The sequence below is a fragment of the Alcaligenes sp. HNGD-HTN06 genome (assembly GCF_049932565.1).
Classification (GTDB): domain Bacteria; phylum Pseudomonadota; class Gammaproteobacteria; order Burkholderiales; family Burkholderiaceae_B; genus Alcaligenes; species Alcaligenes ammonioxydans.
In genome coordinates this window covers 799,243-822,261 of the sequence record NZ_CP187782.1, presented here as the reverse complement: position 1 = coordinate 822,261, position 23,019 = coordinate 799,243, and the positions used below count along the sequence as shown (strand labels likewise).

The 23,019-nt window shown below is 59.4% G+C and carries 21 protein-coding genes; 15 read left to right on the top strand and 6 right to left on the bottom strand.

Translation table 11 applies throughout. The annotated features are described in order from the left end of the window. Window positions 1-68 precede the first annotated feature (68 nt). Complete coding sequence (locus ACOZ42_RS03795; RefSeq protein ID WP_003803441.1) at window positions 69-2,357, top strand: NADP-dependent malic enzyme; 2,289 nt, start codon at window positions 69-71, stop codon at window positions 2,355-2,357. Window positions 2,358-2,429: 72 nt separating this feature from the next. Here ACOZ42_RS03795 and ACOZ42_RS03790 read toward each other — a convergent pair whose 3' ends face one another. Continuing rightward, a complete protein-coding gene (locus tag ACOZ42_RS03790) occupies window positions 2,430-3,368 on the bottom strand; it encodes a tripartite tricarboxylate transporter substrate binding protein BugE (protein ID WP_230406312.1) in 939 nt (312 codons plus the stop codon). Window positions 3,369-3,576: 208 nt separating this feature from the next. Between ACOZ42_RS03790 and ACOZ42_RS03785 the strand changes: the two genes are divergently transcribed. The 7 genes from ACOZ42_RS03785 (at window position 3,577) to ACOZ42_RS03755 (ending at window position 10,800) form a co-directional block, all read left to right on the top strand. Then, window positions 3,577-4,473, top strand: a complete 897-nt coding sequence (locus tag ACOZ42_RS03785) for an AEC family transporter (protein WP_426345563.1) — start codon at window positions 3,577-3,579, stop codon at window positions 4,471-4,473. 9 nt (window positions 4,474-4,482) lie between these two features. Further along, a complete protein-coding gene (tsaE, locus tag ACOZ42_RS03780) occupies window positions 4,483-4,983 on the top strand; it encodes a tRNA (adenosine(37)-N6)-threonylcarbamoyltransferase complex ATPase subunit type 1 TsaE (RefSeq protein ID WP_426345562.1) in 501 nt (166 codons plus the stop codon). Next, window positions 4,947-6,317, top strand: a complete 1,371-nt coding sequence (locus ACOZ42_RS03775; protein ID WP_003803445.1) for an N-acetylmuramoyl-L-alanine amidase — start codon at window positions 4,947-4,949, stop codon at window positions 6,315-6,317. Before tsaE ends, ACOZ42_RS03775 begins: the two co-directional genes overlap by 37 nt. A gap of 457 nt (window positions 6,318-6,774) precedes the next feature. Further along, on the top strand, window positions 6,775-7,095 hold the full coding sequence (locus ACOZ42_RS03770; protein ID WP_059318705.1) for a PepSY domain-containing protein: 321 nt from the start codon (window positions 6,775-6,777) through the stop codon (window positions 7,093-7,095). A gap of 74 nt (window positions 7,096-7,169) precedes the next feature. Further along, a complete protein-coding gene (locus tag ACOZ42_RS03765; protein ID WP_003803447.1) occupies window positions 7,170-7,649 on the top strand; it encodes a DUF2271 domain-containing protein in 480 nt (159 codons plus the stop codon). A 9-nt stretch (window positions 7,650-7,658) separates the two neighbouring features. After that, complete coding sequence (locus ACOZ42_RS03760; RefSeq protein WP_426345561.1) at window positions 7,659-9,842, top strand: PepSY domain-containing protein; 2,184 nt, start codon at window positions 7,659-7,661, stop codon at window positions 9,840-9,842. Further along, on the top strand, window positions 9,823-10,800 hold the full coding sequence (locus tag ACOZ42_RS03755; RefSeq protein ID WP_003803449.1) for an FAD:protein FMN transferase: 978 nt from the start codon (window positions 9,823-9,825) through the stop codon (window positions 10,798-10,800). Before ACOZ42_RS03760 ends, ACOZ42_RS03755 begins: the two co-directional genes overlap by 20 nt. A gap of 51 nt (window positions 10,801-10,851) precedes the next feature. Here ACOZ42_RS03755 and ACOZ42_RS03750 read toward each other — a convergent pair whose 3' ends face one another. Continuing rightward, window positions 10,852-11,502: a VTT domain-containing protein gene (locus ACOZ42_RS03750; protein WP_426345560.1), complete on the bottom strand. Its 651-nt coding sequence runs from the start codon at window positions 11,500-11,502 to the stop codon at window positions 10,852-10,854. A gap of 145 nt (window positions 11,503-11,647) precedes the next feature. Here ACOZ42_RS03750 and mutL point away from each other — a divergent pair, with 145 nt between their 5' ends. Beyond that, the gene (mutL, locus tag ACOZ42_RS03745) at window positions 11,648-13,522 is read left to right on the top strand and encodes a DNA mismatch repair endonuclease MutL (RefSeq protein WP_003803451.1); all 1,875 of its coding nucleotides are present in this window, start codon (window positions 11,648-11,650) and stop codon (window positions 13,520-13,522) included. Next, window positions 13,519-14,457 (top strand): tRNA (adenosine(37)-N6)-dimethylallyltransferase MiaA, encoded by a 939-nt coding sequence (gene miaA, locus ACOZ42_RS03740; protein ID WP_426345559.1) that lies wholly within the window; start codon window positions 13,519-13,521, stop codon window positions 14,455-14,457. Before mutL ends, miaA begins: the two co-directional genes overlap by 4 nt. A 363-nt stretch (window positions 14,458-14,820) precedes the next feature. Here the strand turns inward: miaA and purM are convergent, their stop codons facing one another. Then, a complete protein-coding gene (gene purM / locus ACOZ42_RS03735) occupies window positions 14,821-15,870 on the bottom strand; it encodes a phosphoribosylformylglycinamidine cyclo-ligase (RefSeq protein WP_059318701.1) in 1,050 nt (349 codons plus the stop codon). Between the two features lie 54 nt (window positions 15,871-15,924). Here purM and hda point away from each other — a divergent pair, with 54 nt between their 5' ends. From hda to folK, 4 genes are read left to right on the top strand one after another with little or no spacing between them, the layout of a single operon-like run. Continuing rightward, a complete protein-coding gene (gene hda / locus ACOZ42_RS03730) occupies window positions 15,925-16,623 on the top strand; it encodes a DnaA regulatory inactivator Hda (RefSeq protein WP_003803457.1) in 699 nt (232 codons plus the stop codon). A gap of 3 nt (window positions 16,624-16,626) precedes the next feature. Further along, a complete protein-coding gene (locus ACOZ42_RS03725; protein WP_003803460.1) occupies window positions 16,627-17,328 on the top strand; it encodes an HAD family hydrolase in 702 nt (233 codons plus the stop codon). Window positions 17,329-17,338: 10 nt separating this feature from the next. Then, window positions 17,339-18,718: a polynucleotide adenylyltransferase PcnB gene (gene pcnB, locus ACOZ42_RS03720; RefSeq protein ID WP_131071334.1), complete on the top strand. Its 1,380-nt coding sequence runs from the start codon at window positions 17,339-17,341 to the stop codon at window positions 18,716-18,718. Then, window positions 18,715-19,200, top strand: a complete 486-nt coding sequence (folK, locus tag ACOZ42_RS03715; RefSeq protein WP_059318699.1) for a 2-amino-4-hydroxy-6-hydroxymethyldihydropteridine diphosphokinase — start codon at window positions 18,715-18,717, stop codon at window positions 19,198-19,200. Before pcnB ends, folK begins: the two co-directional genes overlap by 4 nt. Here the strand turns inward: folK and ACOZ42_RS03710 are convergent. The 3 genes from ACOZ42_RS03710 to ACOZ42_RS03700 form a co-directional block, all read right to left on the bottom strand. Continuing rightward, entirely contained in the window at window positions 19,184-20,701 is a 1,518-nt protein-coding gene (locus tag ACOZ42_RS03710) for a UdgX family uracil-DNA binding protein (RefSeq protein ID WP_426345832.1), read from the bottom strand. The two genes, folK and ACOZ42_RS03710, sit on opposite strands and share 17 nt — an antisense overlap. Before the next feature lie 52 nt (window positions 20,702-20,753). Then, on the bottom strand, window positions 20,754-21,959 hold the full coding sequence (locus ACOZ42_RS03705; RefSeq protein ID WP_003803469.1) for a putative DNA modification/repair radical SAM protein: 1,206 nt from the start codon (window positions 21,957-21,959) through the stop codon (window positions 20,754-20,756). A gap of 139 nt (window positions 21,960-22,098) precedes the next feature. Then, a complete protein-coding gene (locus ACOZ42_RS03700) occupies window positions 22,099-22,377 on the bottom strand; it encodes a hypothetical protein (RefSeq protein ID WP_003803472.1) in 279 nt (92 codons plus the stop codon). Window positions 22,378-22,730: 353 nt separating this feature from the next. Between ACOZ42_RS03700 and ACOZ42_RS03695 the strand changes: the two genes are divergently transcribed. Next, on the top strand, window positions 22,731-22,904 hold the full coding sequence (locus ACOZ42_RS03695; RefSeq protein ID WP_426345558.1) for a hypothetical protein: 174 nt from the start codon (window positions 22,731-22,733) through the stop codon (window positions 22,902-22,904). Window positions 22,905-23,019 lie beyond the last annotated feature (115 nt).

The following is a 23,019-nucleotide window of genomic DNA, read 5'->3' as shown; positions in this document are numbered from 1 at the left end:
CGTACGAGTGGCCAGACCTTCCCTGGATTTCACCAAACATCTGTTTGGCGCCTGAGCAAGAGGACACGATGAGTTCACCTGTAGATCGACAAGCCGCCCTGGACTACCACGAGTTTCCCATTCCCGGCAAAGTGACTATTGCCGCGACCAAACCCCTGGTCAGCCAACGTGATCTGGGCCTGGCCTATTCCCCTGGTGTGGCTGCCGCCTGCGAAGAAATTGTGGCTGACCCGCAAAATGCCTTCCGTTATACCGGCCGTGGCAATCTGGTCGGCGTCATCTCCAACGGTACCGCCGTGCTGGGTCTGGGAAATATTGGCGCCCTGGCCTCCAAGCCCGTGATGGAAGGCAAGGCCGTGCTGTTCAAGAAGTTTGCAGGCCTGGACGTGTTTGATATTGAGATCAATGAAACCGATCCGGACAAACTGGTTGACATCATCGCGGGTCTGGAGCCGACCTTCGGCGGCATCAACCTGGAAGACATCAAGGCACCCGAATGCTTTGAGGTCGAGCGCAAACTGCGCGAGCGCATGAACATCCCCGTCTTTCACGACGATCAGCACGGCACCGCCATTTGTGTGACAGCCGCCTTTCTGAATGGCCTGAAAGTCGTCGGCAAAGACATCAAGAAGATCAAAGTCGTCACATCGGGTGCCGGTGCGGCCGCGCTGGCCTGCCTGGATCTGATGGTGGATATGGGGCTGCCGGAAGAGAACGTCTGGGTGACTGACATTGATGGCGTGGTCTACAAAGGCCGCCCCGGTCATCAAGTGCCCGAACTGGCCCGTTTTGCCAAGGAAACCGAAGCCCGCAAGCTGGCTGATGTGATTGTAGATGCCGATGTGTTCCTGGGCCTGTCCGCCGGCGGCGTACTCAAAGCCGAAATGGTGCAGAAAATGGCAGACCGTCCTTTTGTGATGGCGCTGGCCAATCCCACACCTGAAATCCTGCCAGAAGTGGCCAAGGCCGCTCGTGACGACATTATCATGGCAACGGGTCGCTCCGACTTCCCCAACCAGGTCAATAACGTACTGTGCTTTCCTTACATCTTCCGCGGTGCGCTGGATGTGGGGGCCACCACCATTACCCGCGGCATGGAAAAAGCTGCAGCGCGGGCTATTGCCGCGCTGGCGGAAGAAGAGCAGGACGAAGCCGTGGCGGCCGCCTATGGCGGTTATGGCCTGAGCTTTGGCCCCGACTACCTGATTCCCAAGCCCTTTGACCCCCGTCTGATCGTGCGTATCGCCCCTGCCGTGGCCCAGGCTGCCATGGAAGAAGGGGTTGCGACACGCCCCATCGCAGACCTGGAAGGCTACATTGCCAAGCTGCAGCAATTTGTCTATCACTCGGGCGCCTTCATGAAGCCCGTGTTCGCCATTGCCAAGCAGTTGGTACGTGAAGGCGGCAAAGCCCGCATCGTCTTTACCGAGGGCGAGGAAGAGCGTGTGCTGCGTGCGGTGCAGGTGATCGTGGACGAAAAACTGGCTCATCCGATTCTGGTGGGCCGCCCCGCTGTCCTGCTGTCCCGCATCAAAAAATTCGGCCTGCGCCTGCGCCTGGGTGTGGACGTTGAAGTGACCAATCCAGAGTCTGACGACCGTTTCCACCAGTACTGGACGACCTACTGGGAAAAAATGTGCCGTCGCGGCATCAGCAAAGAGATGGCACGGGTGGAAATGCGCCGCCGCCTGACGCTGATCGGCGCCACCATGGTGCACCTGGGTGATGCCGATGGCATGATCTGCGGCACGATCGGCTCTTATCACAACCACTTGCGCTACATCGACGAGATGATCGGACGCAAGCCTGGTTCCAGCGTTTATGCCGCGATGAACATCCTGTTGCTGGGCGAGCGCACGGTGGCCTTGACCGACACCCATGTCAATGACGACCCCAATGCGCAGGAAATAGCGGAATACACAATTGAAGCAGCCCGCATGCTCAGCACCTTGAGCCTGGAGCCCAAAGTGGCCCTGCTGTCGCGCTCGAACTTCGGTTCGGACTCGGCCGCGTCGGGCCCCAAAATGCGCGAAGCCCTGAAGTTGATTCAGGAACAGGCCCCTGACCTGCAGGTTGATGGCGAGATGCATGCCGACTGCGCGCTGGACGAGGCCCTGCGTAGCCGCACCCTGCCCAACTCCCCACTGAAAGGCTCGGCCAACTTGCTGGTCTGCCCGAACGTGGACGCCGGCAATATCAGCTACAACCTGCTCAAAACGGCTGCCGGCAGCAACGTGGCCATCGGGCCCTTCCTGATGGGCGCCAATGCCCCAGTGCATATCCTGACTTACAGCTCAACGGTACGTCGCATCATCAATATGACCGCACTGACTGTGCTGCAGGCCAATCGCGGCTAAAGCCTCTAGGCAGAAACAAAAAACCGGCCTTTTCAGGCCGGTTTTTTGTATTGATGGAACGACAAAAAGCGCTTATTCCAGCTTGATATTGCCTTTCTTGACAACATCGTGTGCCCAGTCGTATTGCTCCTGAATTTCCTTGGCGAACTCTTCAGGCGAATTACCCGATGGCGTTGCACCCTGCTTTTCCAAGGCCGCAATGATTTCAGGCTTCTTCAACGCCTCAACAGCCGCTTGATGCAGCTTGGCGACGATCTCCGGCGGGGTGCCCTTGGGGGCCAGCAGACCATACCAGGCAGGGCTGTTCAGCTGCGGGTAGCCTTCTTCGGCCAGGGTTGGCACATCTTTCAAGGCGGGCAGACGCTCGGGCCAGGCAATGGCCAAAGCACGCAGATTGCCTGCCTGAATCTGGGCCATGGACGAGGGCAGATTATCGAACATCGCATTGATCTGGCCACCCACCGCATCGGTTACCGCCGGACCTGCGCCACGATAGGGGACGTGCACAATATCGGTGCCGGTTGCCAGCTTGAAGGCCTCACCAAACAAATGCAGTACCGAGCAGGTGCCCGAGCTGCCGTAGGAGTACTTGCCAGGATTGTCTTTCAACTGCTGCACGAACTCTTTGAAGTTCTGTGCCGGAAACTTGGGATTGACTTCGATCACGTTGGGCAGGTTTGCAAAATTGCTGACCGGCACAAAATCTTTCAAGGGATCGTAGGGCAAATCATTGGGGCGGCAGGCAGGGTTCACCGCCAGGGTCGAGATAGTGGCAATGGACAAGGTATAGCCGTCCGGTTTGGCACGCGCTGCCTCGGCCGCACCGATAGCACCACCGGCGCCGCCCTTGTTTTCAACCACCATGGACTGGCCCAATACTTCGCTCATGCCTTTGGTCACAATGCGCGTCACAATGTCAGTGGAACCGCCGGGAGCAAACGGCACAATGACGCGAATCGGCTGACTGGGGTAATCGGCCTGAGCGTGCGCCACTGTTGCCGTGCCGATCATGGACAAACTTGCACAAAGGGATAGCAGCGCAAATTTCTTGGGAAACTTCTCTATCATGGGAACATCTCCTCTTTCATCTTTTTGTCGATCCTTCCCCTGGGTAAGGGGACCTAACTAATCATAGCGCAGCTCGGTCCCCTCAATACTTAATTATCGTTGCAGATACCCACCGGGGATATACCTATATCTGCTGGCATTTACCGTCATCATGGTCACAATATTCCCGCTGATCCTGCCCGACTTTTTATTGATCGCCTTGGGGGCGCTGCTGCTGCATCGCTTTCATTTCAGTCGGGAATTCTTTCTCGGTGCGGAAAAACTGGTCTATTACGTCCTGTTTCCTGCCTTGCTGTTTGATTCCATTACCCGCATCCCCCTGAACCTGAGCGATACCTGGCCCCTGTTGCTGGCAGCCGCGACCCTGATTGCCGTAGGCACGGCACTGGCCTGGCTGGCACTGCCGGTTCTCAAACCGGATCCCCTGCAACACGCCGCGCTGACCCAGTGCGCTTTTCGTTTTAATACCTATTTGGGCATGTCCCTGGCCAGCGCAATTGCCGGCCCGCCAGGGGTGGCTGTCATGGCCTTGCTGGTCGGTTTTTCTGTTCCGATGGCCAATATGGTGGCAGTCACGGTGCTGGCTCGCGGTCAACAAGGACGCATCGCCATTGAGCTGCTTAAAAACCCGCTTATTTTGTCCACCCTGGCAGCCCTGGCCTGGAACCTGGCCGGCCTGTCCGTGCCCGCGCCTGTGCAGCTCGCATTGGGCCGGCTGGGAGCGTGCGCCCTGGGTATCGGTTTGCTGTGCGTGGGTGCGACCTTGTCGCTGCAGGGTTCACGTCAGGCCAGTGCCCTGATCGGCTGGATCAGCACCGTCAAACTGCTTGCCTTGCCGGCCGCCGCACTGCTGATTGCCTGGGCCCTGGACATGAACGCCCTGGAGCGTCAAATGCTACTGGTGTTTGCCGCCCTGCCCACCGCTTCCTCGGCTCATGTGCTGGCTGCCCGCATGGGCGCCGACAGCCGCCTGGTCGCGCTGAGCATGTCGATCGGCACTATACTAGCGGGCTTGACCATTCCACTGTGGTTATTCCTTGCTCCCTGATCTGTGCCTATGAATCCGCACTCCTTGACTGTATCCCTGCCTGACGAGGACGCCACGACCGCCCTGGCCCAGAGCCTTGCGCCGCTGCTCAGCGGTCAGGTAGCCGGTGTGCCGCCAGGCGGCCGAATCCATCTACATGGCGACCTGGGCGCCGGTAAAACCCACTTTGTGCGCGCCTTGTTGCGTGCCTGCGGCGTCACCGGCCGTATCAAAAGTCCCAGCTATGCTTTGCTTGAAAGTTATAAAGTTTCTAGCTTATACTTCTATCACCTTGATTTTTATAGATTTAGCGATCCACGAGAATGGGTCGATGCAGGTTTTCGCGATATTTTGCAAGACAATGCTGTTGTGCTGATCGAATGGCCCGAAAAAGCAGGGGATTTATTGCCCGAGCCCGATCTGGATTTACACCTGGATTATTGTGGTGACGGTCGTTTGGCCACCCTGGATGCACACAGCGCCAAAGGAACGCTATGGATTACGACACTCGCCCCCAGCCTGCAGAAGTAGCCCCAGCCGGCAAGGCCCGTCGCCGATTCGTCGCCACGGCCACGACCCTGTTCCTGCTTCCTGTCATCCCGCGACTGGCCAATGCCAGCACCATTGTGGCGGTCCGCACCTGGCCGGCCGACGAATACACTCGCGTTACCCTGGAAATGGATAGCGAGCTCAAGGCCGAGCACTTCACACTGGAAAATCCCCACCGCATGGTGGTCGATATCCAGGGCTTGACCATGAACCGCACCATTGAAGAGCTGGTGTCCAAGGTCCGCCCCAATGATCCCTACATCCGCTCAGTGCGCGTGGGCCAGAACCGCCCCGACGTGGTGCGTCTGGTGCTGGATCTGAAACAAGCCGTCGCTCCGCAGATTTTCACGCTCAAGCCCGTTGGCGAATACAAGTACCGTCTGGTTCTGGACTTATATCCGCGCGTCGCGCAAGACCCCCTGCTGGCCCTGCAAATCCAGGACGACAACGATCCGCTGGCCTCCGTCCTGGAAAGCCTGGCACAAAACTCGCCCGACGCACCCGTGCCAACGGTACAGGGGCAAACACTGCCTCCGGTGGCCCGCCCGACGCCGCCACCGGTCAGCACGCCTCCCCGCTCTCCCGCTCCCGCGGCCACGCCCGGCACGCCCAATCGCCCCTTGCTGATTGCGCTGGACCCTGGCCATGGCGGCGAGGACCCAGGTGCGATCGGCCCCGGTGGAACACGGGAAAAAGATGTCGTGCTGAACATCGCTCGACGGCTGAAACGCTTGATCGATGCCCAGCCAAATATGCGCACGTACCTGACCCGCGACTCGGATTTCTTCGTGCCGCTGCAGGTGCGAGTACAGAAAGCGCGGCGGGTCAAGGCAGACCTGTTCATCAGTATTCATGCTGACGCCTGGATCAAACCCAGTGCCCGTGGCTCGTCCATTTACGCCCTGTCCCAGAACGGCGCGACCAGTTCGGCCGCCCGCTGGCTGGCCAAGAAAGAAAACGATGCCGACTTGATCGGTGGACTGAATCTGGGCTCCCACAACCGTCAGGTCGCCCAGATTCTGCTGGACTTGTCCACGGCAGCCCAGATTAACGACTCCGTCAAAGTGGGTTCACGATTGCTAAGTGAGATCGGCAAGATCAATCGTCTGCATAAACGCAATGTTGAGCGGGCGGGTTTTGCGGTGCTCAAGGCACCGGACATCCCATCCATCCTGATCGAGACTGCGTTTATCAGTAATCCTGAAGAAGAACGCCTGTTACGAAGCGCTTCCCATCAGGACAAAATTGCCCAGGCCATTCTGACCGGCATCCGGGGGTATTTTGCCGAATTCCCCGCACTGGCCAGCCGGAGCTAAACCCGACAGCCCCTGCCCAAAAAAGCGCACCAGTTTTCTGCTGCGCTTTTTTTGATCTTTGGCAATGGCTGCCGGCTTAACGCCGTTTCACCGCCCCCCTTACCCGCTACACTATCCTTATTCCTGTTTACAGCGCTTTTACGTGAGCACACCTTAAGCGACACACCTTTCCAAGAGATAGTCGATGAGGCAAATCCAGTCTCCTTCTACTTTTTGGCGCCGTCCCAACCAGGCTATGTTCAGCCTGCCAGGTCTGGCGCTTTATCGCCTTCCCTGCCCGTGCGCCTCATCTCAGACCGGAGCCACAAATCCAGCGGCGGGGCCCGCCCCGTCCGAGCCGCCTGCCTGAACGGCCGCCTCTGCCACAAGTGGCAGCCTGGCTCAGCACGCTGACCCGCCTGCCCTGCCCCGTCCGCCAAGCGTTCCTGCCTTTGCTCCAAACGACAAGGAAAAGATCATGAAACACCGCCCCTGCCTGCTTATTGTGTACCTCTGTCTGTCCCTGATGGTCGCTCCAGCCCATGCTGACGACGACTGTGATGTCCCCGTACAGCAATGGCAGAGCCGGGATGCTGCGCTGGAACATGCCGCCAGTCTGGGCTGGGAGGTGCAACGCCTGAAAATAGACGACGGCTGCTATGAAATCCGCGGGCGGGATGCCCAGGGTCGCTCATTTAAAGCCAAGCTTGATCCGCAAACGCTGCGCGTCGTGAAAATGAAAGTGCGCGATGGCCATGACAAACCGGAGCGCGAACGTGACCGCGAAAGAAGCCACTAACGCGTGTGCCTGAGTGCCGCCGCTCTTACTCCCATCCTGAAGTCGTTTCCCTTTGCTCACCCTGGAGGACCAATATGTCCAAACGCTTTCTTCTCACCACCCTGGCTGCAGCCTGTAGCGTGGCCCTGCCCACTTTAGCGCAGGGCCGTACTGTGGCACTTTCCACCACTCTGAAAAACTATGGCGGTGACGGGGCCTACCTGGCGGTCTACCTGACCGATGCCCAAGGCGCCTACGTGCGCACGCTGTGGGTCGCCGGCGGCAAAGCCAAATACTACAAACATCTGTCGGACTGGAATCGCCTGTCAGCCGGCGATGGGCAACGTCTGCAAGGCGTAACAGGCGCCAGCGTCGGTGCCGGGCGCACGCTGGAGGTGACAGCAGAACTGGAGGATGCCCTGATTGATGCCGGGTACGAGCTGCGTGTCGATGCTGCCGCCGAAGACATGCGGGACAGCCCTTCGGAAATCCGTGTTCCCCTGACTGCCGCCAATGCCGGTTCGCCCCAGGCAGGTAAACAATATATTCAATCCCTGACCTATCAGTTGCAGTAAGGAATCCACATGATCTGGCGATTCGTCCATCGATGGCTGGGGCTGGTAGCGGGCACCCTCGCGCTGGTTCTGGGCATCACGGGCACGATGTTGGCACTTGACCCCTTGCGTAACGCCGTGCAGGCGGCTCCTACCGAGTCCGACCTGCCGCTTGCCACACTGGTTGAGCGCATCAAGGGCACCGTCCCTGGCGCAGAAGAAATCCGTCATCTGCCCTCGGGGATCTTCGTTGTCTATGCGTTTGAGGACGGACAAGCCCAGGCCGTACGTGTGGACCCGGCAGACGGCAAGATTCTGGGGGACTACCAGGCTTCCCTGCTGCCACGCTGGGTCAAGAACCTGCATCGTACTTTCTTGATGGACGATCCGGGGCGCATTACCGCCGCCATGGTGGCGCTGGCCATGTTGGTCTTGTCCGTGTCCGGACTCCTACTGCTGCTGCGTCGTATGGGAGGATGGCGGGGTCTTGCCGGCCCCGTTCGCGGAACCCTCCCCCAACGCCTGCATGTCCTGAGCGGCAGGGTCATTGTGCTGATCCTGGCCCTGTCCTCAGCCACCGCTCTTTACATGAGCGCCAGCACGTTCGAACTCATTACCCTGAGTCCGGACACGGAGCCCGAGGTGAGCTCACAAGCCACCGGACAGCCACCCCTTCCCCCGGACCAGATCGAACTGCTTCGGAGCTTGCGCGCGCAGGATCTGGAACGGCTCAATCTGCCCACGCCCGATGATCCACAGGACACCTGGCGTGTGGTCACCGCTCAAGGCCAGGGCTGGGCGGACCAGTACAGGGGCCAGACCTTGGCGTGGGAAGCATCCACCCAGGCACAGCGCCTCTACGACTGGGTCCTGCTTTTACATACCGGAGAGGGAGCCTGGCTGTGGGCTGTTTTTCTGTGCCTGTCGGCAGCGAGCATCCCCCTGTTCTGGTACACAGGCCTTCTGATGTGGTGGCAAGCGCGCCGCAGCCGCCCGAGACTTAAAGGCAATAGCCCTCTGACCCAGGCCGACAGCCTGATTTTTGTCGCGAGTGAAGGCGGCAGTACCTGGGGCTTTGCGCAAGCGTTGCACGATGCCCTCAAAGCCATGGGCCGTCAGGTTCATACCACATCGCTGGAGAACTGGCGGGTGCCGCCCGCAGCACGCCATGTGTATATCCTCGCCGCCACGTACGGTGAAGGCCAGCCTCCTGCCCACGCACAAAAAGCACTCAAGCGGATCGCCAGCCAGCCACCCACCGACGCTCAAGTCGCCGTTCTAGGGTTTGGGGATCGCCAGTTTCCTGATTTCTGCGGATTTGCCAACGCGCTCGAATACAGCTTACGGGAACGGGGGTGGCAACCCTTGATGGCGCTGGAGCGTATCCATCAGCAGTCCCCCCAGGAATTTGCCCGCTGGGGGCGCGCACTGTCCGACGTACTGGGTCAACCTGTGCCGCTGGCCTATCAACCCCGACTGCCGCGCATGGCAAGCCTGACCCTGCTGTCACGCCAGGACTTTCCCGGTGCAGCGGGCCAGCCTGCCGTCATCCTGCGCTTTGCGCTGCCCGACCAGCCCTTGGCACGCTTCGCGGCCGGAGACCTGCTGGGCATTCTTCCTCCCGGTGAGCAGTCAGTCCCACGCTACTACTCTCTGGCCTCAGGCAAACAGGATGGATTCGTGGAAATCTGTGTGCGACACACCAGCGGCGGAGTCTGCTCTCCCTATTTGCATAGCCTGCGCATCGGGGACACGATTCAAGCCTTCATCCGACCCAACCCCGGCTTCACGCTTACCGGCTCCCGACGCCCGGTGGTGCTGATCGGCGCAGGGACCGGCGTCGCCCCACTGGCCGGCTTTATTCGAGACAACACACGCCATCGTCCCATGTACCTGTATTACGGTACCCGGGACTGCAAGCGGGATTTCTATTTTGGCAAGGAGCTCAAGGACTGGCAGACCCAGGGCCATCTGCGCGAACTACACACGACTTTTTCCCGAATGCCCGATGGGGGCGGTTATGTCCAGAACGCCGTGCAGCGTGACGCTCAACAGATCCGTACCCTTCTGGAAAAAGGCGCGCTTGTGCGTGTTTGTGGCAGCCGCCCCATGGCTCAGGCCGTCAAACAGGAGCTGGACACGATTCTGATGGACATGGGCAAAAGCCTGGCCTGGCTCAAGGAGAACGGGCGCTATGCCGAAGACCTCTTCTGACGTTCAACGTCTGACGCTGAACGGCCCCACCATGGGCACGCGATGGTCTGCCTTGGTGGATACAGACGATGCGGCACAGGCTGCAGGCCTGCAGAAGGCGTTGGCAGACGCTGTCCAGCAGGTGGACCGGCAGATGTCCCCGTGGCTACCCGACAGCGCGCTGAACCGGCTCAATCGCACTCCTGCTGGCACCTGGCTGGATTTACCGCCAGAAATTCTTGAGGTTTTGGCCTGCGCCCTGGAGGTCAATCGTCGCAGCCAGGGTGCTTTTGACCCTGGAGTCGGGGATCTGGTGCAGGCCTGGGGCTTTGGCCCGGCCCGACAGAGCCCCGATGCTGCTGCCATCCGTCGTGCTGCCCAAGCTGCTTCTGCCCCGGCTCATGAGACACTGGAGCTGGATGTGGCCGCCGGCCGCGCCATCAAGCACGCGCCGATACAGCTGGATCTTTGCGGGATCGCCAAAGGCTATGCCGTAGACCGTATGGCCCTGGTGCTGCGTCAATATGGACTTGATCACGCCTTGCTGGCCCTGGACGGCGAACTTCGCGCTCTGAACAGCCAGGCTCAAGGCCAACCTTGGGCGGTAGCGGTCGAGTACCCCCAGGACGGACGACGCGCCACGCACAGCGTGGTTGAATTGGATAATCTGTCCATCGCCACCTCGGGCGATTACCGGCACTTTCTACAACTCGGTGAAGTTCGAGTCGCACACACCATGGATGGTCGGCGGCGCGCACCCGTTCGCAACGATATCGCTTCTGTCACCGTTCTGGCGCCAGACTGTATGCGGGCTGACGCCTGGGCCACTGCCTTGCTGGTCAGCGGCAACGATGGCATGGCACTGGCACAAAGCCTGGGTATCGAGGCGCTGTGGCTGCTGCGACGCGACAATCGCTTGACCACCGTCGGGCTGGGACGGTTCAGCGAAGCGGTGACAGACCCCAAGCAGGCAGAATAAAAAAGGACGCCTTAGCGTCCTTTTTGTACACTCGCCCGATGGCCGGCCAGCCTAGAGCGCGGCGTCCCCCTTGCTCTTGCGTTTGAGCAGTTTCCATACGGCACCGAGCACAACCGGCACGGCCGCAGCCGCAATGCCGATCAACACAATAGTGTTCAAGTGCGCCTTGATGAAGGGCACATTTCCAAAAAAATAGCCCAGGATGATCAAGCTGCAAATCCACAGCACCGCCCCGGTCACGTTGTACGCCTGAAAGCGCAAGGCGTTCATATGGCCCACCCCCGCCACAAAGGGGGCAAAGGTGCGAAACAGGGGCAGGAAGCGAGAAATGACAATGGTCTTGCCCCCGTGCTTTTCATAGAATGCATGGGTCTTGACCAGCGCGCGGCGATCCAGAAAGCGCGATTCCTGGGTAAAGACTTTCGGACCTATATAACGTCCCACATGGTAATTGACGGTATTGCCCAGCACTGCCGCCACAATCAGTAGCCCACCGAGCAACACCGGGTCCAGCATGCCCGAGGCCCCGAAGGCCCCCGCAATAAACAGCAGGGAGTCGCCTGGCAAAAAGGGCAAAACCACAAGCCCGGTTTCACCAAATATAATCAAGAACAGAACAAGATAAATCCATGCTCCATACTGCTCGACCCACACACCCAGGTACTGGTCAATATGAAGGATCATGCTGAGTAAATCGGGCATAGTTCCACACCAAAATAATAATTTAGCCGGTCCGATACGGCTCAGACCGGCCCGCTAGAGCAAGCGGGTAAAATAAGCCGCTACCTGTTGAAACCCGTTGAACCTGTACCGTTCAACCCTGAATACACACAAGGCCAGCCGCCCTATGTCATCACGACGCCGTATTATCCCACTCCCGGACCTGCTTGTAAGCCAAATTGCAGCCGGTGAGGTTATTGAGCGCCCGGCATCGGTCCTGAAAGAACTACTGGAAAACGCCATTGACGCCGGAGCCAGTGCCATCGAGATTCGCCTGGACGGCGGAGGCATACGCCGCATCTGTGTCAGCGACGACGGCCACGGCATTCCCCAGGACGAACTGCCCCTGGCGCTGCTGCAGCACGCCACCAGCAAAATCCGCTCGCTGGACGAGCTAGAATCCGTTGCCTCGATGGGCTTTCGGGGCGAGGCCCTGCCATCCATTGCCTCGGTGGCCCGCCTGACCATCAATTCGCGCACCCAGGAAGATCCGCACGCCTGGGAGTATTCGCTGGGCCTGAGTGAACCGCAACCAGCCTCGGGGCAGATTGGCACGCATGTGGATGTACGCCAGCTTTTTGACGATATTCCCGCACGCCGCAAATTTCTGCGCACCGAAGGAACCGAATATGGTCACTGTGTGACCGCCTTGGAGCGCATCGCTCTGGCTCAACCACAGATCGCTTTTCGATTGTTCCACAATGACAAGCCGCAGCGTCACTGGCGCAGTGGCACCCTGGAACAGCGTCTGCTGGATATTCTTGGCAAGGAGTTCATCGAACAAAGCCTGCCCGTGGCTCAAGAACAAGGTTTGATTGGCTTGCGCGGGCTGGTGATCCACCCGGCCCATGCTCGCCCCAACGCAGACAAGCAGTTCCTGTTCGTCAATGGCCGCTTTGTACGCGATCGCACGGTATCGCACGCCATACGCAGCGCGTATGCCGATGTGCTGCACGGGGATCGCCAACCTGCCTATGCGCTCTTTCTGGACATTGCCCCCTCTACGCTGGATGTGAACGTGCACCCGGCCAAGCACGAGGTTCGCTTTCGCGACAGTGGCGCCGTGTACCGCTTTGTCTTGCAGGCGGTTGGACAAGCTCTGGCTCAGGGCAGCATGGCCGGCGATACACCGGTGGCCGCCATGCCCCTGCCACAAAGCGCAACCTCCTTGCCCGACATGGCTTCTGCCCCACCGGCGGGCGCTGCGGGCCTGGGCTCATCAGGCGAGTACAGTAGCCACGAACCGTCCATGCCTTACAGCCATCCGGCCCGTCAAGGCTGGCAATCCAGTTTTAGTCTGCGCGAACCCGCGGGGGGCGGCAATGCGGACTGGAAATCCCTGTACCGCCCCATTGAGCCAACGCACGACAACCCTCCCGCCACCCACTATCAAAGCGATACCGACACGGCTATCGACGAGTTCCCCCTGGGCATGGCACTAGGCCAGTTGCACGGTGTCTACATTCTGTCCGAAACCCGTCAGGGCATGATTCTGGTGGATATGCATGCCGCCCATGAGCGGGTGGTGTATGAACAGTTGAAGCAGGCGCTCGATGGCCGCGATCTGCCCCGCCAGGATTTGCTGGTACCGGTGGTGTTCAGTTGTTCGGAAACGGACCTTGCTTTGCTGGACGAGCATCACGACACCCTGAGCGAGCTGGGCTTGAGCATGAATCCGGCTGGCCCTGCCACAATCGCTGTGCGCGCCGTTCCTGCACTGCTGGCACAAGGCGATATTGAATCCCTGGCCCGGGCTGTTCTGCGCGACCTGGCTCAGGTGGGCTCCTCACGCCACCTGGACGAACAACGTAACGAGCTGCTCTCCACCATGGCCTGCCACGGTGCCGTGCGCGCCAACCGCCGCCTGAGCATCCCGGAGATGAACGCCCTGCTGCGCAAAATGGAGCAAACCGACCGGGCCGACCTGTGCAATCATGGCCGCCCCACCTGGTTCCAATGGACGCTGAGTGAGCTGGACAAACTTTTTATGCGTGGACAATGAACGATTTACCCATTCTTTGCCTGGCAGGGCCCACCGCCAGCGGCAAAAGCGCCACCACGCACACCTTGGCCCAATACTGGCCGATTGAAGTGATCGTGATGGATTCAGCGACGATTTATCGTGGCATGGACATTGGCACGGCCAAGCCCAGTGCTCAGGAACAAGCCGCTATCCCCCACCACCTGCTGGATATTCGCGATCCGGCAGAGAGCTACTCGGCTGCCGAGTTTGCCAGCGACGCAAGCCGCCTGATTCAAGGCATCCAGGCGCGCGGACGTTACCCCGTGCTGTGCGGCGGCACCATGCTGTATTACAAAGCCCTGCGTGAAGGGCTGAATGACCTGCCGCAGGCAGATCCGGTCATCCGGCGACAACTGGATGAGCGAGCCCAGGAAATCGGCTGGCCCGCGATGCATGAAGAACTGCACCGTATCGACCCGGACACCGCCGCCCGGCTGGCCCCACGCGACAGCCAGCGCATTCAGCGTGCCCTGGAAATTTTTCATATCAGCGGCAAAACCATGAGCGACTGGTTACAAGAGAAAGCCCAGCCGCAAGAAAAGAGCCACCACTACATCACACTGAGTCTGGAGCCCCAAGACCGGGCCTGGCTGCACCGTCGCATCGCCACCCGTTACCGGGACATGATCGAGCAGGGTCTACTGCAGGAGGTCGAAAAATTGCATCAGCGCTCTGATCTGCACCCGGGTCTGCCCTCCATCCGGTGTGTAGGTTATAGGCAACTCTGGGCTTATCTGGACGGTGAGGTGAGCCTGGAACAGGCTGTTGAGCAGGCCATTGCCGCTACCCGACAACTGGCAAAACGCCAATTAACCTGGCTGCGCTCCGAGCCTGGCCGTTTGCAATTCAACTGCCAGGACCCGCAGGCAGCCGAACACATCGTAGCGGCAGCGCGCCACTACTGGCCTGCATGAGGATCTGGCAGGCCAGCGCTGTGCGCACAAGCCATAAGTCCGGCACACAAGAGCAAGCGACAAGATAGAGATGAAGCCCCGGCGATTCGCGTAAGACGTCGGTTCCAGGCCTTGAGGCAAGACGATGGGCCAAGATTGCAGACCCAAAGCCCTACCTCAACGCGAGGGGGCAGCATGGCGATGTTGGCTTGGCACCTGAGCTTGGATCAAGGGAGAGCGTCGAGGCTGGGAAGCAAGGTCGAAAAATCCGAGCCTGGGGACTGCAAACTGAATCAGGGGCAGCGTCAGGGACGGGAACAGGGCAAAAAAAGGCAGCCTGTCGCTGCCTTTTTCCGCTTCATGGGTTAACGCGATCTCCGGGGTTTACACCACTTCAGTCTGCGCCTGCCCTTCCTGACGTTCCAGGATCTCGCCCAGCGTGTAAACGGTTTCCCCATGCTCGGACAGGGTTGCACTGATGGCCTCAGCCTTGTCGGCAGGAACAATCATGATCATGCCAATACCGCAGTTGAACACGCGGTACATTTCTTCGTCCGCTACGTTGCCATTGGCTTGCAGCCACTGGAACAAGGCAGGCATGGTCCAGGAATCACGATTCAGACGGGCGGTGAGGTTCTTTTGCAGGATACGGGGCACGTTCTCCAGCAATCCGCCACCCGTGATATGGGCCAGACCCTTGATGTCCGCACCGTGGGCAGCCAGGGCAGCCAGGACGGATTTCACATAGATGCGGGTGGGCTCCATGACCACATCCGCCAACGGACGGCCATCAAGCTCGTCAGTCGGCTTGGCATTGGCATGCTTGAGAATCTTGCGGATCAGCGAGTAGCCGTTGGAGTGGGCGCCGCTGGAGGCCAGACCCAGGACCACATCCCCTGGCACAATGGACTTGCCATCAATAATGCGGGATTTTTCCACCGCACCCACTGCAAAACCAGCCAGGTCATACTCACCTTCGGGGTACATGCCGGGCATCTCGGCTGTTTCGCCACCGATCAGGGCACAAGCGGACAGTTCACACCCCTTGGCAATACCACCGACCACCTGGGCTGCCGTATCCACCGACAACTTGCCGCAGGCAAAATAATCCAGAAAGTACAAGGGTTCTGCGCCCTGGACTAGAATGTCGTTGACACTCATGGCCACCAGGTCTATACCCACAGTGTCGTGGCGCTGCCAGTCAAATGCCAGGCGTAGTTTGGTACCAACACCGTCGGTGCCGGACACCAGAACGGGCTCTTTAAGGTGGGTAGGCACTTCAAACAAAGCGCCAAAGCCTCCGATTCCAGCCATGACGCCTGCACGCATGGTTTTGGCAGCCAGTGGTTTAATACGGTCGACCAGGGCATCGCCCGCGTCGATATCCACGCCTGCATCGCGGTAGGTCAAGGAAACAGAAGTAGTGTTTTTCATGGGAAAAGCCGTGGGATATGTGAAAATTGCGAGTTGGACGAAATTGTACGACACATGACCGAGCAACTGATTCTGGATATATCTCCAGCACCGCCTGCCTCTTTGGACAACTTTGTTGCCGGAGCGAATCAGGCTGCGTTGCAGGCTCTGCGTCAGTGTAGTCCAGGACGCGCGGTTTACCTGTGGGGACCGCCCGGTGCAGGTCGAACACATCTGCTGCGGGCGATGGCCAGTCGAGACGACAGCCGCTATTTTAGTGCAGATACTCCTTTCCAGCCCATCTTTGACATCGCTACCGATGACAAAGCCCCTCCCAGCCTTTTAGCCATCGACGATATCGAACGTTTTGACGAGCACGGACAGGCTGCCGTATTTGCACTGTACAATCGCTGGCGCGAGTCGGCCACCCGGCCAGACGCCTTCACACTGCTGGTCTCCGGCGACCGGGCTCCCAAAACCATGTCCGTGCGCGAGGACTTGCGCACACGCTTGGGGTGGGACCTGGTGTTCAGGCTGGAATACCTGTCGGACGCCCACCGGGCCGAAGCCATGCAACAGCGGGCTGCGGCCCGCGGGCTGCAACTGCAAGCAGAAGTGCTCAGCTGGATACTGACTCACTACGATCGCGATATGAACCGCCTGAGCGCATTGATTGATGCGCTGGACAACTATTCACTGGTAAAGAAACGCCCCATCACTTTACCCCTGCTCAAAGAACTTCTGGCCAACAGCCAGACCCAATCTTCTAGTTGAGTCATGACTGCTTCTTCTTTTATTGCCCTGTTTGATCTGGACCACACCCTGCTTCCTTTAGATAGCGATTACCAGTGGGCAGACTTTCTGGCCCGTACCGGCCGTGTCGGCGATCCTGTCCAAGCCATCCGTCTGAATGAAGAACTGATGGAACGCTATAACCAGGGATTGTTGACGGCCGAAGAATCGGCCGAATTCATGTTGGGCCTGCTCACCAACGCCAGCCAGGAAGAACTGCTGACCTGGCAGGACGAGTTCATGCAAGCCGTGATCCTGCCCTCGATCAGCCCGGCTGCCCGCGAGTTGCTGGCCAAACACCAGGATCAGGGCCATCTGGTGGCGATTGTGACTGCCACCAACGAATTTGTGACCCGCCCCATTGCCGCCGCGCTGGGCGTGGACCACCTGATAGCCACCACCCCCGAAATGAAGGAAGGTCGCTACACGGGCAAGATCAGTGGTGTGCCCAGCTTTCAGGCTGGCAAGATTACCCGCGTGCAACAATGGTTGCAGACCATGGACAAATCCCTGTCCGACTTCGAGCGCAGCTGGTTCTACAGCGACTCGCCCAACGATCTGCCCCTGATGGAAGTGGTGACGGACCCCGTTGCCACCAACCCCAGCGACAAACTGCGCGCCGTAGCGACCGAACGTAATTGGGAAGTCATCGATTTGTTCGCTGACATGATGGACAGCAAATCGTAAAATCAGACGCATGCTAAAGCGAACAATAAAAACATTTGTCGATCGGCTGCTCAAACCAGCCAAAAGCGCGCGTCCCAAAGGGCCGCGCCGCTACACACGTGAAGAACATGGCATAGACCGGCGTCTGGTCTCGCGTCATGCCATCAAAGTGTGCGAGGTCCTGAACCACGAAGGCTATCAAGCCTATGTCGTGGGTGGCGCCGTGCGCGATCTGCTGGTGGGCCTGGAGCCCAAGGACTTTGATGTGGCCACCAATGCCACGCCCGAACAGATCCGTCCTCTGTTTCGTCGCGCACGCATTATTGGGCGCCGCTTCCGTCTGGTCCACGTGGTCTTTGGTCAGGAAGTCATCGAGACCTCTACATTCCGGGCCGATGACAGCGGCAAACAAACGGACGAGCATGGCCGTATCCTGCGAGACAATGAATACGGCACCATCGAGGACGATGCCGCACGCCGTGACTTTACGCTGAACGCGCTCTATTACGACCCGCTGACCGAGACCGTCATCGACTACCACAACGGGGTAGCCGATCTGAAAAACCGTCAGGTGCGCATTATTGGTGATGCGCAAACCCGCTATCGCGAAGATCCGGTACGCATGTTGCGCGCCGTGCGCTTTGCCTCCAAGCTCGATGCCACCATCGAACCAGCCACCGACGCGCCGATCCGTTCCTTGTCACGTCTGATCGAGAACGTGCCCGAGTCCCGTCTGGCCGACGAGACGCTGAAACTGCTGAACTGCGGTCACGCCATGGACTGCATACAGCGCCTGCAAGCGCTGGGCCTGCACAGCAAACTATTGCCTATGGTGGAGCCGGTTCAGCGCCTGCCCGGCGGCGCGGAATTTCTGGATATGGCCCTGGCCCGTACCGACACCCGTGTGCGCGCCGGCAAATCCGTCAGCCCCAGCTTTATTTATGCCTGCCTGCTCTGGAAACTGGTCAAGCAGGAGTGGGACCGACGCAGCAGCCAGGACATGCATCCTCAACAAGCCCTGCTGGAGGCCGCCGACCTGGTTCTGGAAAAGCAAAGCCGCATCATGCCGATCCAAAAGCGCTTCCAATCGGATATGCGGGAAATCTGGTTCATGCAGCCGCGTTTTGAACGCGTCGCCAACCGTGCAATCTGGCGCATGACCGAACAGCCCCGTTTTCGCGCCGCTGTGGACTTTTTACAACTTCGTGCTGAAGCCAAAGAAGTCGATAGCGTGCAGGCACAGTGGTGGATGGATCTGGCCGATGCAGGCGACGAGGAGCGCAGCACCATGATTGCCGTGCGCAAACCCGCTACAGCGACCGCCACGGGCTCTCGCAGCGGACAACGTCGCACGCGCCGCCGCCGCTCCAATGCCAAGCGCAGCAGTACCAGCAGCGGAAATGCAGCATGAGCACAGCCGGAACAACGGTTTATGTGGCCTTGGGTGCGAACCTGGGTCAGGCACGTCAGACACTGGAAACCGCGGCGGCAGAGCTGGCCACTACTCCCGGCATCCAGGATCTGACACTGGCGCACTTCTACAGCACCGCACCGGTGGATTCCAGTGGCCCGGACTACGTCAACACCGTCACCCGATTCACCTGTACGCTGGCTCCCGAGGATTTGCTGGACAGACTGCAAGCCATCGAGCAAGAGCACGGTCGCACTCGCCTGTACCGCAATGCGCCCCGCACTCTGGATCTGGACGTGCTGCTTTACGGTCAAGAACAAATCGACACCGAACGGCTGACCGTGCCACACCCGCGCATGCACGAACGTGCCTTTGTGCTGGTTCCGCTGGCTGATCTGGCACCTGAGCTTGAACTGGCGCAAGGCAGCGTGAAGGACTTGCTTGCCCAGGTGCGCGACCAGGCCATCACACGGCTGGGCTAAGGCTGCTTTCAGCCCTGTCCGCAGCCGGCTCTGCAGCCCGCTGCCACCCCATTTGCAGCACCTGGGCAATGCTGCTGACAATCCCTTCACGACGGGCCGCATTGCCCACACGCAGCGCATAGGAGGGGTGCCAGGTCGCAATGACCCAAGTCTGCCCCCAGAGAAAAGGTTTGGCCAGATATTCGGCAAGCCGTCGCTCAGGCCCCAGCAAAGCAGACAAGGCGGTGGCTCCCAGCGTAACAATGACAGCCGGTTCAAGGCGCGCCAGTTCCTCTTGCAGCCAATACCCGCATGCCTGCACTTCGGCCTGGGAGGGGCTGACATGTAAACGCTGCTTACCCCTCGCTTTCCACTTGAAATGCTTGACGGCATTGCTCAGATACAGCGCGTTGCGCTCAATACCGGCACGCTGCAATGCCTGATCCAGAATCTGCCCGGCAGGCCCTACAAAAACGCGCCCCGCCAAATCCTCGTAGTCGCCAGGCTGCTCCCCCAGCAGCATCATGCGGGCCCTTGCCGGGCCCTCCCCCGGCACCCCGTGTGTCGCGTGCTCCCAAAGGCCGCAGCGACGACAGGCCTCCAGGACCGACGGCGCACTGCGTTCGGGCTGTGCATGGTCGGCCTGGACCGCAATCACCTTGCCTGGCATCTGACTTACCGCACTGAACTGGCCGACTCGTCGGGCTCCACGACGGGCCTCACTGACCATGGCCGGAATCAGGCTCGCTTCAGGCAAGCCCTTCCAGAATCGAACCGGCATGCTCTGCTGCAAAGCCGTTTCATTCAAGCGCGCGGGATTAAAAATGCTTTGGTAATAACGAAGCCACAAGGCTTCTACCTGGTCCTGCCCCGGATCAGCCTGTCGTGCTTTCAGATCGTCCGGCGCATCCCGTAGCTGCAGCGTATGACCATCCCACAGCGCCACACGCCGAGGCGTCGCAATACACCAAGAGGTTCCCCCCATCCGTCTGGAAAAATAATCAGCGATCCACTCCAGAACATCGTGCTCAGGCTCAAACCAAGCCCAGTACTCAGGCAACTGGCCCGTTCCACAATGGCGAAACCGCACATACGCCATCATGTCGTGCTTTTCCTTGCGAACGGCCTTGGCCATCTCATACAAACGCGCCCCATCCTCGTCGGCCACGGACTCCACACTGCGATCACCGTGGTGCCAGCGCCACAAGACACGATAGAGCAAGGCCCATCGCTGTGCAGTACGGCACAACGCCGCATCTTGCAGCAAAGCAGCCAGTCCTTTTGAAATACGGACCGACGGCCGGTTGGCGGGTTCATGCCCCTGGGGCTCTTGCAACACCTCAGTTGCGGGGGGCAGCGACTGGGAGAGCTCATATTCCAGCCCGATTTGCCCCGCCCTGGGCCCCGGTTCCGCGAAGGAGTCTGCCCAGCAAAGTTGTTCCGGTGCCCAGCCGGCGGCCAGAGCACGTAAAGCCTGTTCCCGCCAGCCAGCGTACCCCCCGTCTACCTGCAGGGTTACCATCCGGGCCTGCCCTTGCCGGGTGTCGGCCACGCGGAGAGCTGGCAAGCGGGCCTCATAGCAGGCTCAGTTGCTGCGGATTGCTCGACAGCATGCGACGTAAGGTGTCGGAGGCCGCCTCGGCTAGCCCGGGACGATAATCCTGCACCACAACAAAAGGCTGCAATGTACGGATAGAGCAACGCAAACGGATCAGGTCCTGGTATCGAATAGCCCGCATCTGACGCAGTTCCACCAGACGCTTGGCATTGCGAATACCAATGCCCGGCACACGGGCAATCAGTCGTTCAGGGGCCCGGTTCAGATCCACCGGAAAAATATCCCGGTTCGACAAGGCCCAAGACAACTTGGGATCAATATCCAAAGGCAGGTCGCCTGTATTCTGAAACAGTTCCTCGGCCCGAAACCCGTAGCTGCGCAACAAAAAATCGGCTTGATACAGACGGTGCTCGCGCAAGAGCGGGGGCGGCTGCGCCGGCAGCGCCGAGGAACTATCCGGAATAGGACTAAAAGCGGAGTAATACACCCGTTTGAGCTTGTAAGCCCCGTACAGCGTCTGGGCGGTTTGCAAAATATTGCGGTCATCGGCCGCATCGGCCCCCACGATCATCTGCGTACTTTGCCCCGCCGGCACCTTGGGCCGTTTCTCTTGCTGGGCCTGCTCCTGGGCCAGACGAATCACCCCCATGGCCCGCTTGATCGTGTGACCGCTTTTTTCCGGAGCCAGGCGATTCAGGCCGGCATCCGTGGGAAGCTCAATATTGACGCTGAGCCGGTCCGCGTACTGGCCTGCCAGCGTGATCAACTGCGGGTCGGCATCCGGAATGGTTTTAAGGTGGATATAGCCACGAAAATGATGATCCTCGCGCAAGGAACGCGCCACTTCGACCAGACTCTCCATGGTGTAGTCCGAGCTGCGGATGATGCCCGAGCTCAGGAAAAGCCCATCTATATAGTTGCGCCGATAAAAATCCAGCGTCAGATCCACCACTTCTGCAGGCCGAAAACGCGCGCGTGGCACGTTGCTGGAGCGCCGGTTCACACAATACAGGCAGTCATACTGGCAAAAATTGGTCAGCAGTATCTTGAGCAGCGAAACGCAGCGTCCGTCCGGCGTAAAGCTGTGGCAGATACCGGCACCGGTACTGGCGCCCAGACCCGTGCGCCCACGGGAATCCCGTTTGGGGGCCGCACTGCTGGCGCACGAGGCATCATACTTGGCCGCGTCAGCCAGAATCTCAAGTTTGCGCGCAAGCTCCATGGCACCATTGCTGTATATAAAAACAGTATTATACCGTTTTCAGCGACGGCGTCACCAAGCCTGCGACTCGGCAAAAAAAGAGAACCCTGCACCGGTCAAGCTGCCAGGCAGCTGACCGTCAGGCCCGTTATAGCGACAGTCAAGCGTCCAGCAGCTTGATCAATGCCTCTTGATGATGAGAGCGAGCCTCCAGCAATTGCCGTCCTTCTTCGGTCAACATGGCAATCAAAGGCGCGGGAAAAGGAGAAGGAGTCTGCGTCGTTTGTGGGATGGCCTGAACTAATCCCAGCGACTGTAGTTGTTCAAACACGGCTTGTTTCTTGTGCCAGGGAGTCTGGCGTAAACGCACAAGCTCAAGCGTGTTCCAAATCATGGGGTTGAGCTGCGGAATAGTGGTGGAGCGCTGAAGTTGCGTCATACAAGGCCCTTGATTAAGACCACCTCTATGGGCCGCTTGTGTGGGCCCCCTCGGTGGTCAGCCAGAAAGCATCCCTATACCGTACACCATAACGATGTACAGAATATTTCAATGAGTTCTGACAATCATCGTCGCAGTACGCATGCCAGATACCAATCCGCAATAACCCGCGCTTGCGCTTGGTGAAACCCAAAGAGACAGCCTGCCACCTTCCCGAATCCAGTTTTGGCGACGCAATACCTGTGCCCAGAGCAGCAGAAACACAACACCCGATCCCACACTGCTCAGCCCCGGATTGGCCTGCACACCATACGCATTCACCAGTTGCCCGCCGAGCCAGGAACCAGGCGCTGATGGATCAAGGCCGAATTGAACGGGCAGCCCCCCATGCCCTGGCTTGTCTGATTTACCGCAGTCTGGCCGAAACCGCATTCTGGGTAGCCCAGAACGAGGATGACGATGCCCGCGTGGCAAAAGGGCTGGCAGCCTTGGATTTGCGGCTGCGAGGCTTGTTGCTCAGGTCCTGAACGGGTGATGCTAAAAGGAGCCAGTGTCCAGGCCAAAGAAAACCCGCATTGAATGCTGTACTGACGCTGCTTTTACAAGCAGGCCAGAAACACTCATGCGGGTTTTTTATCAACA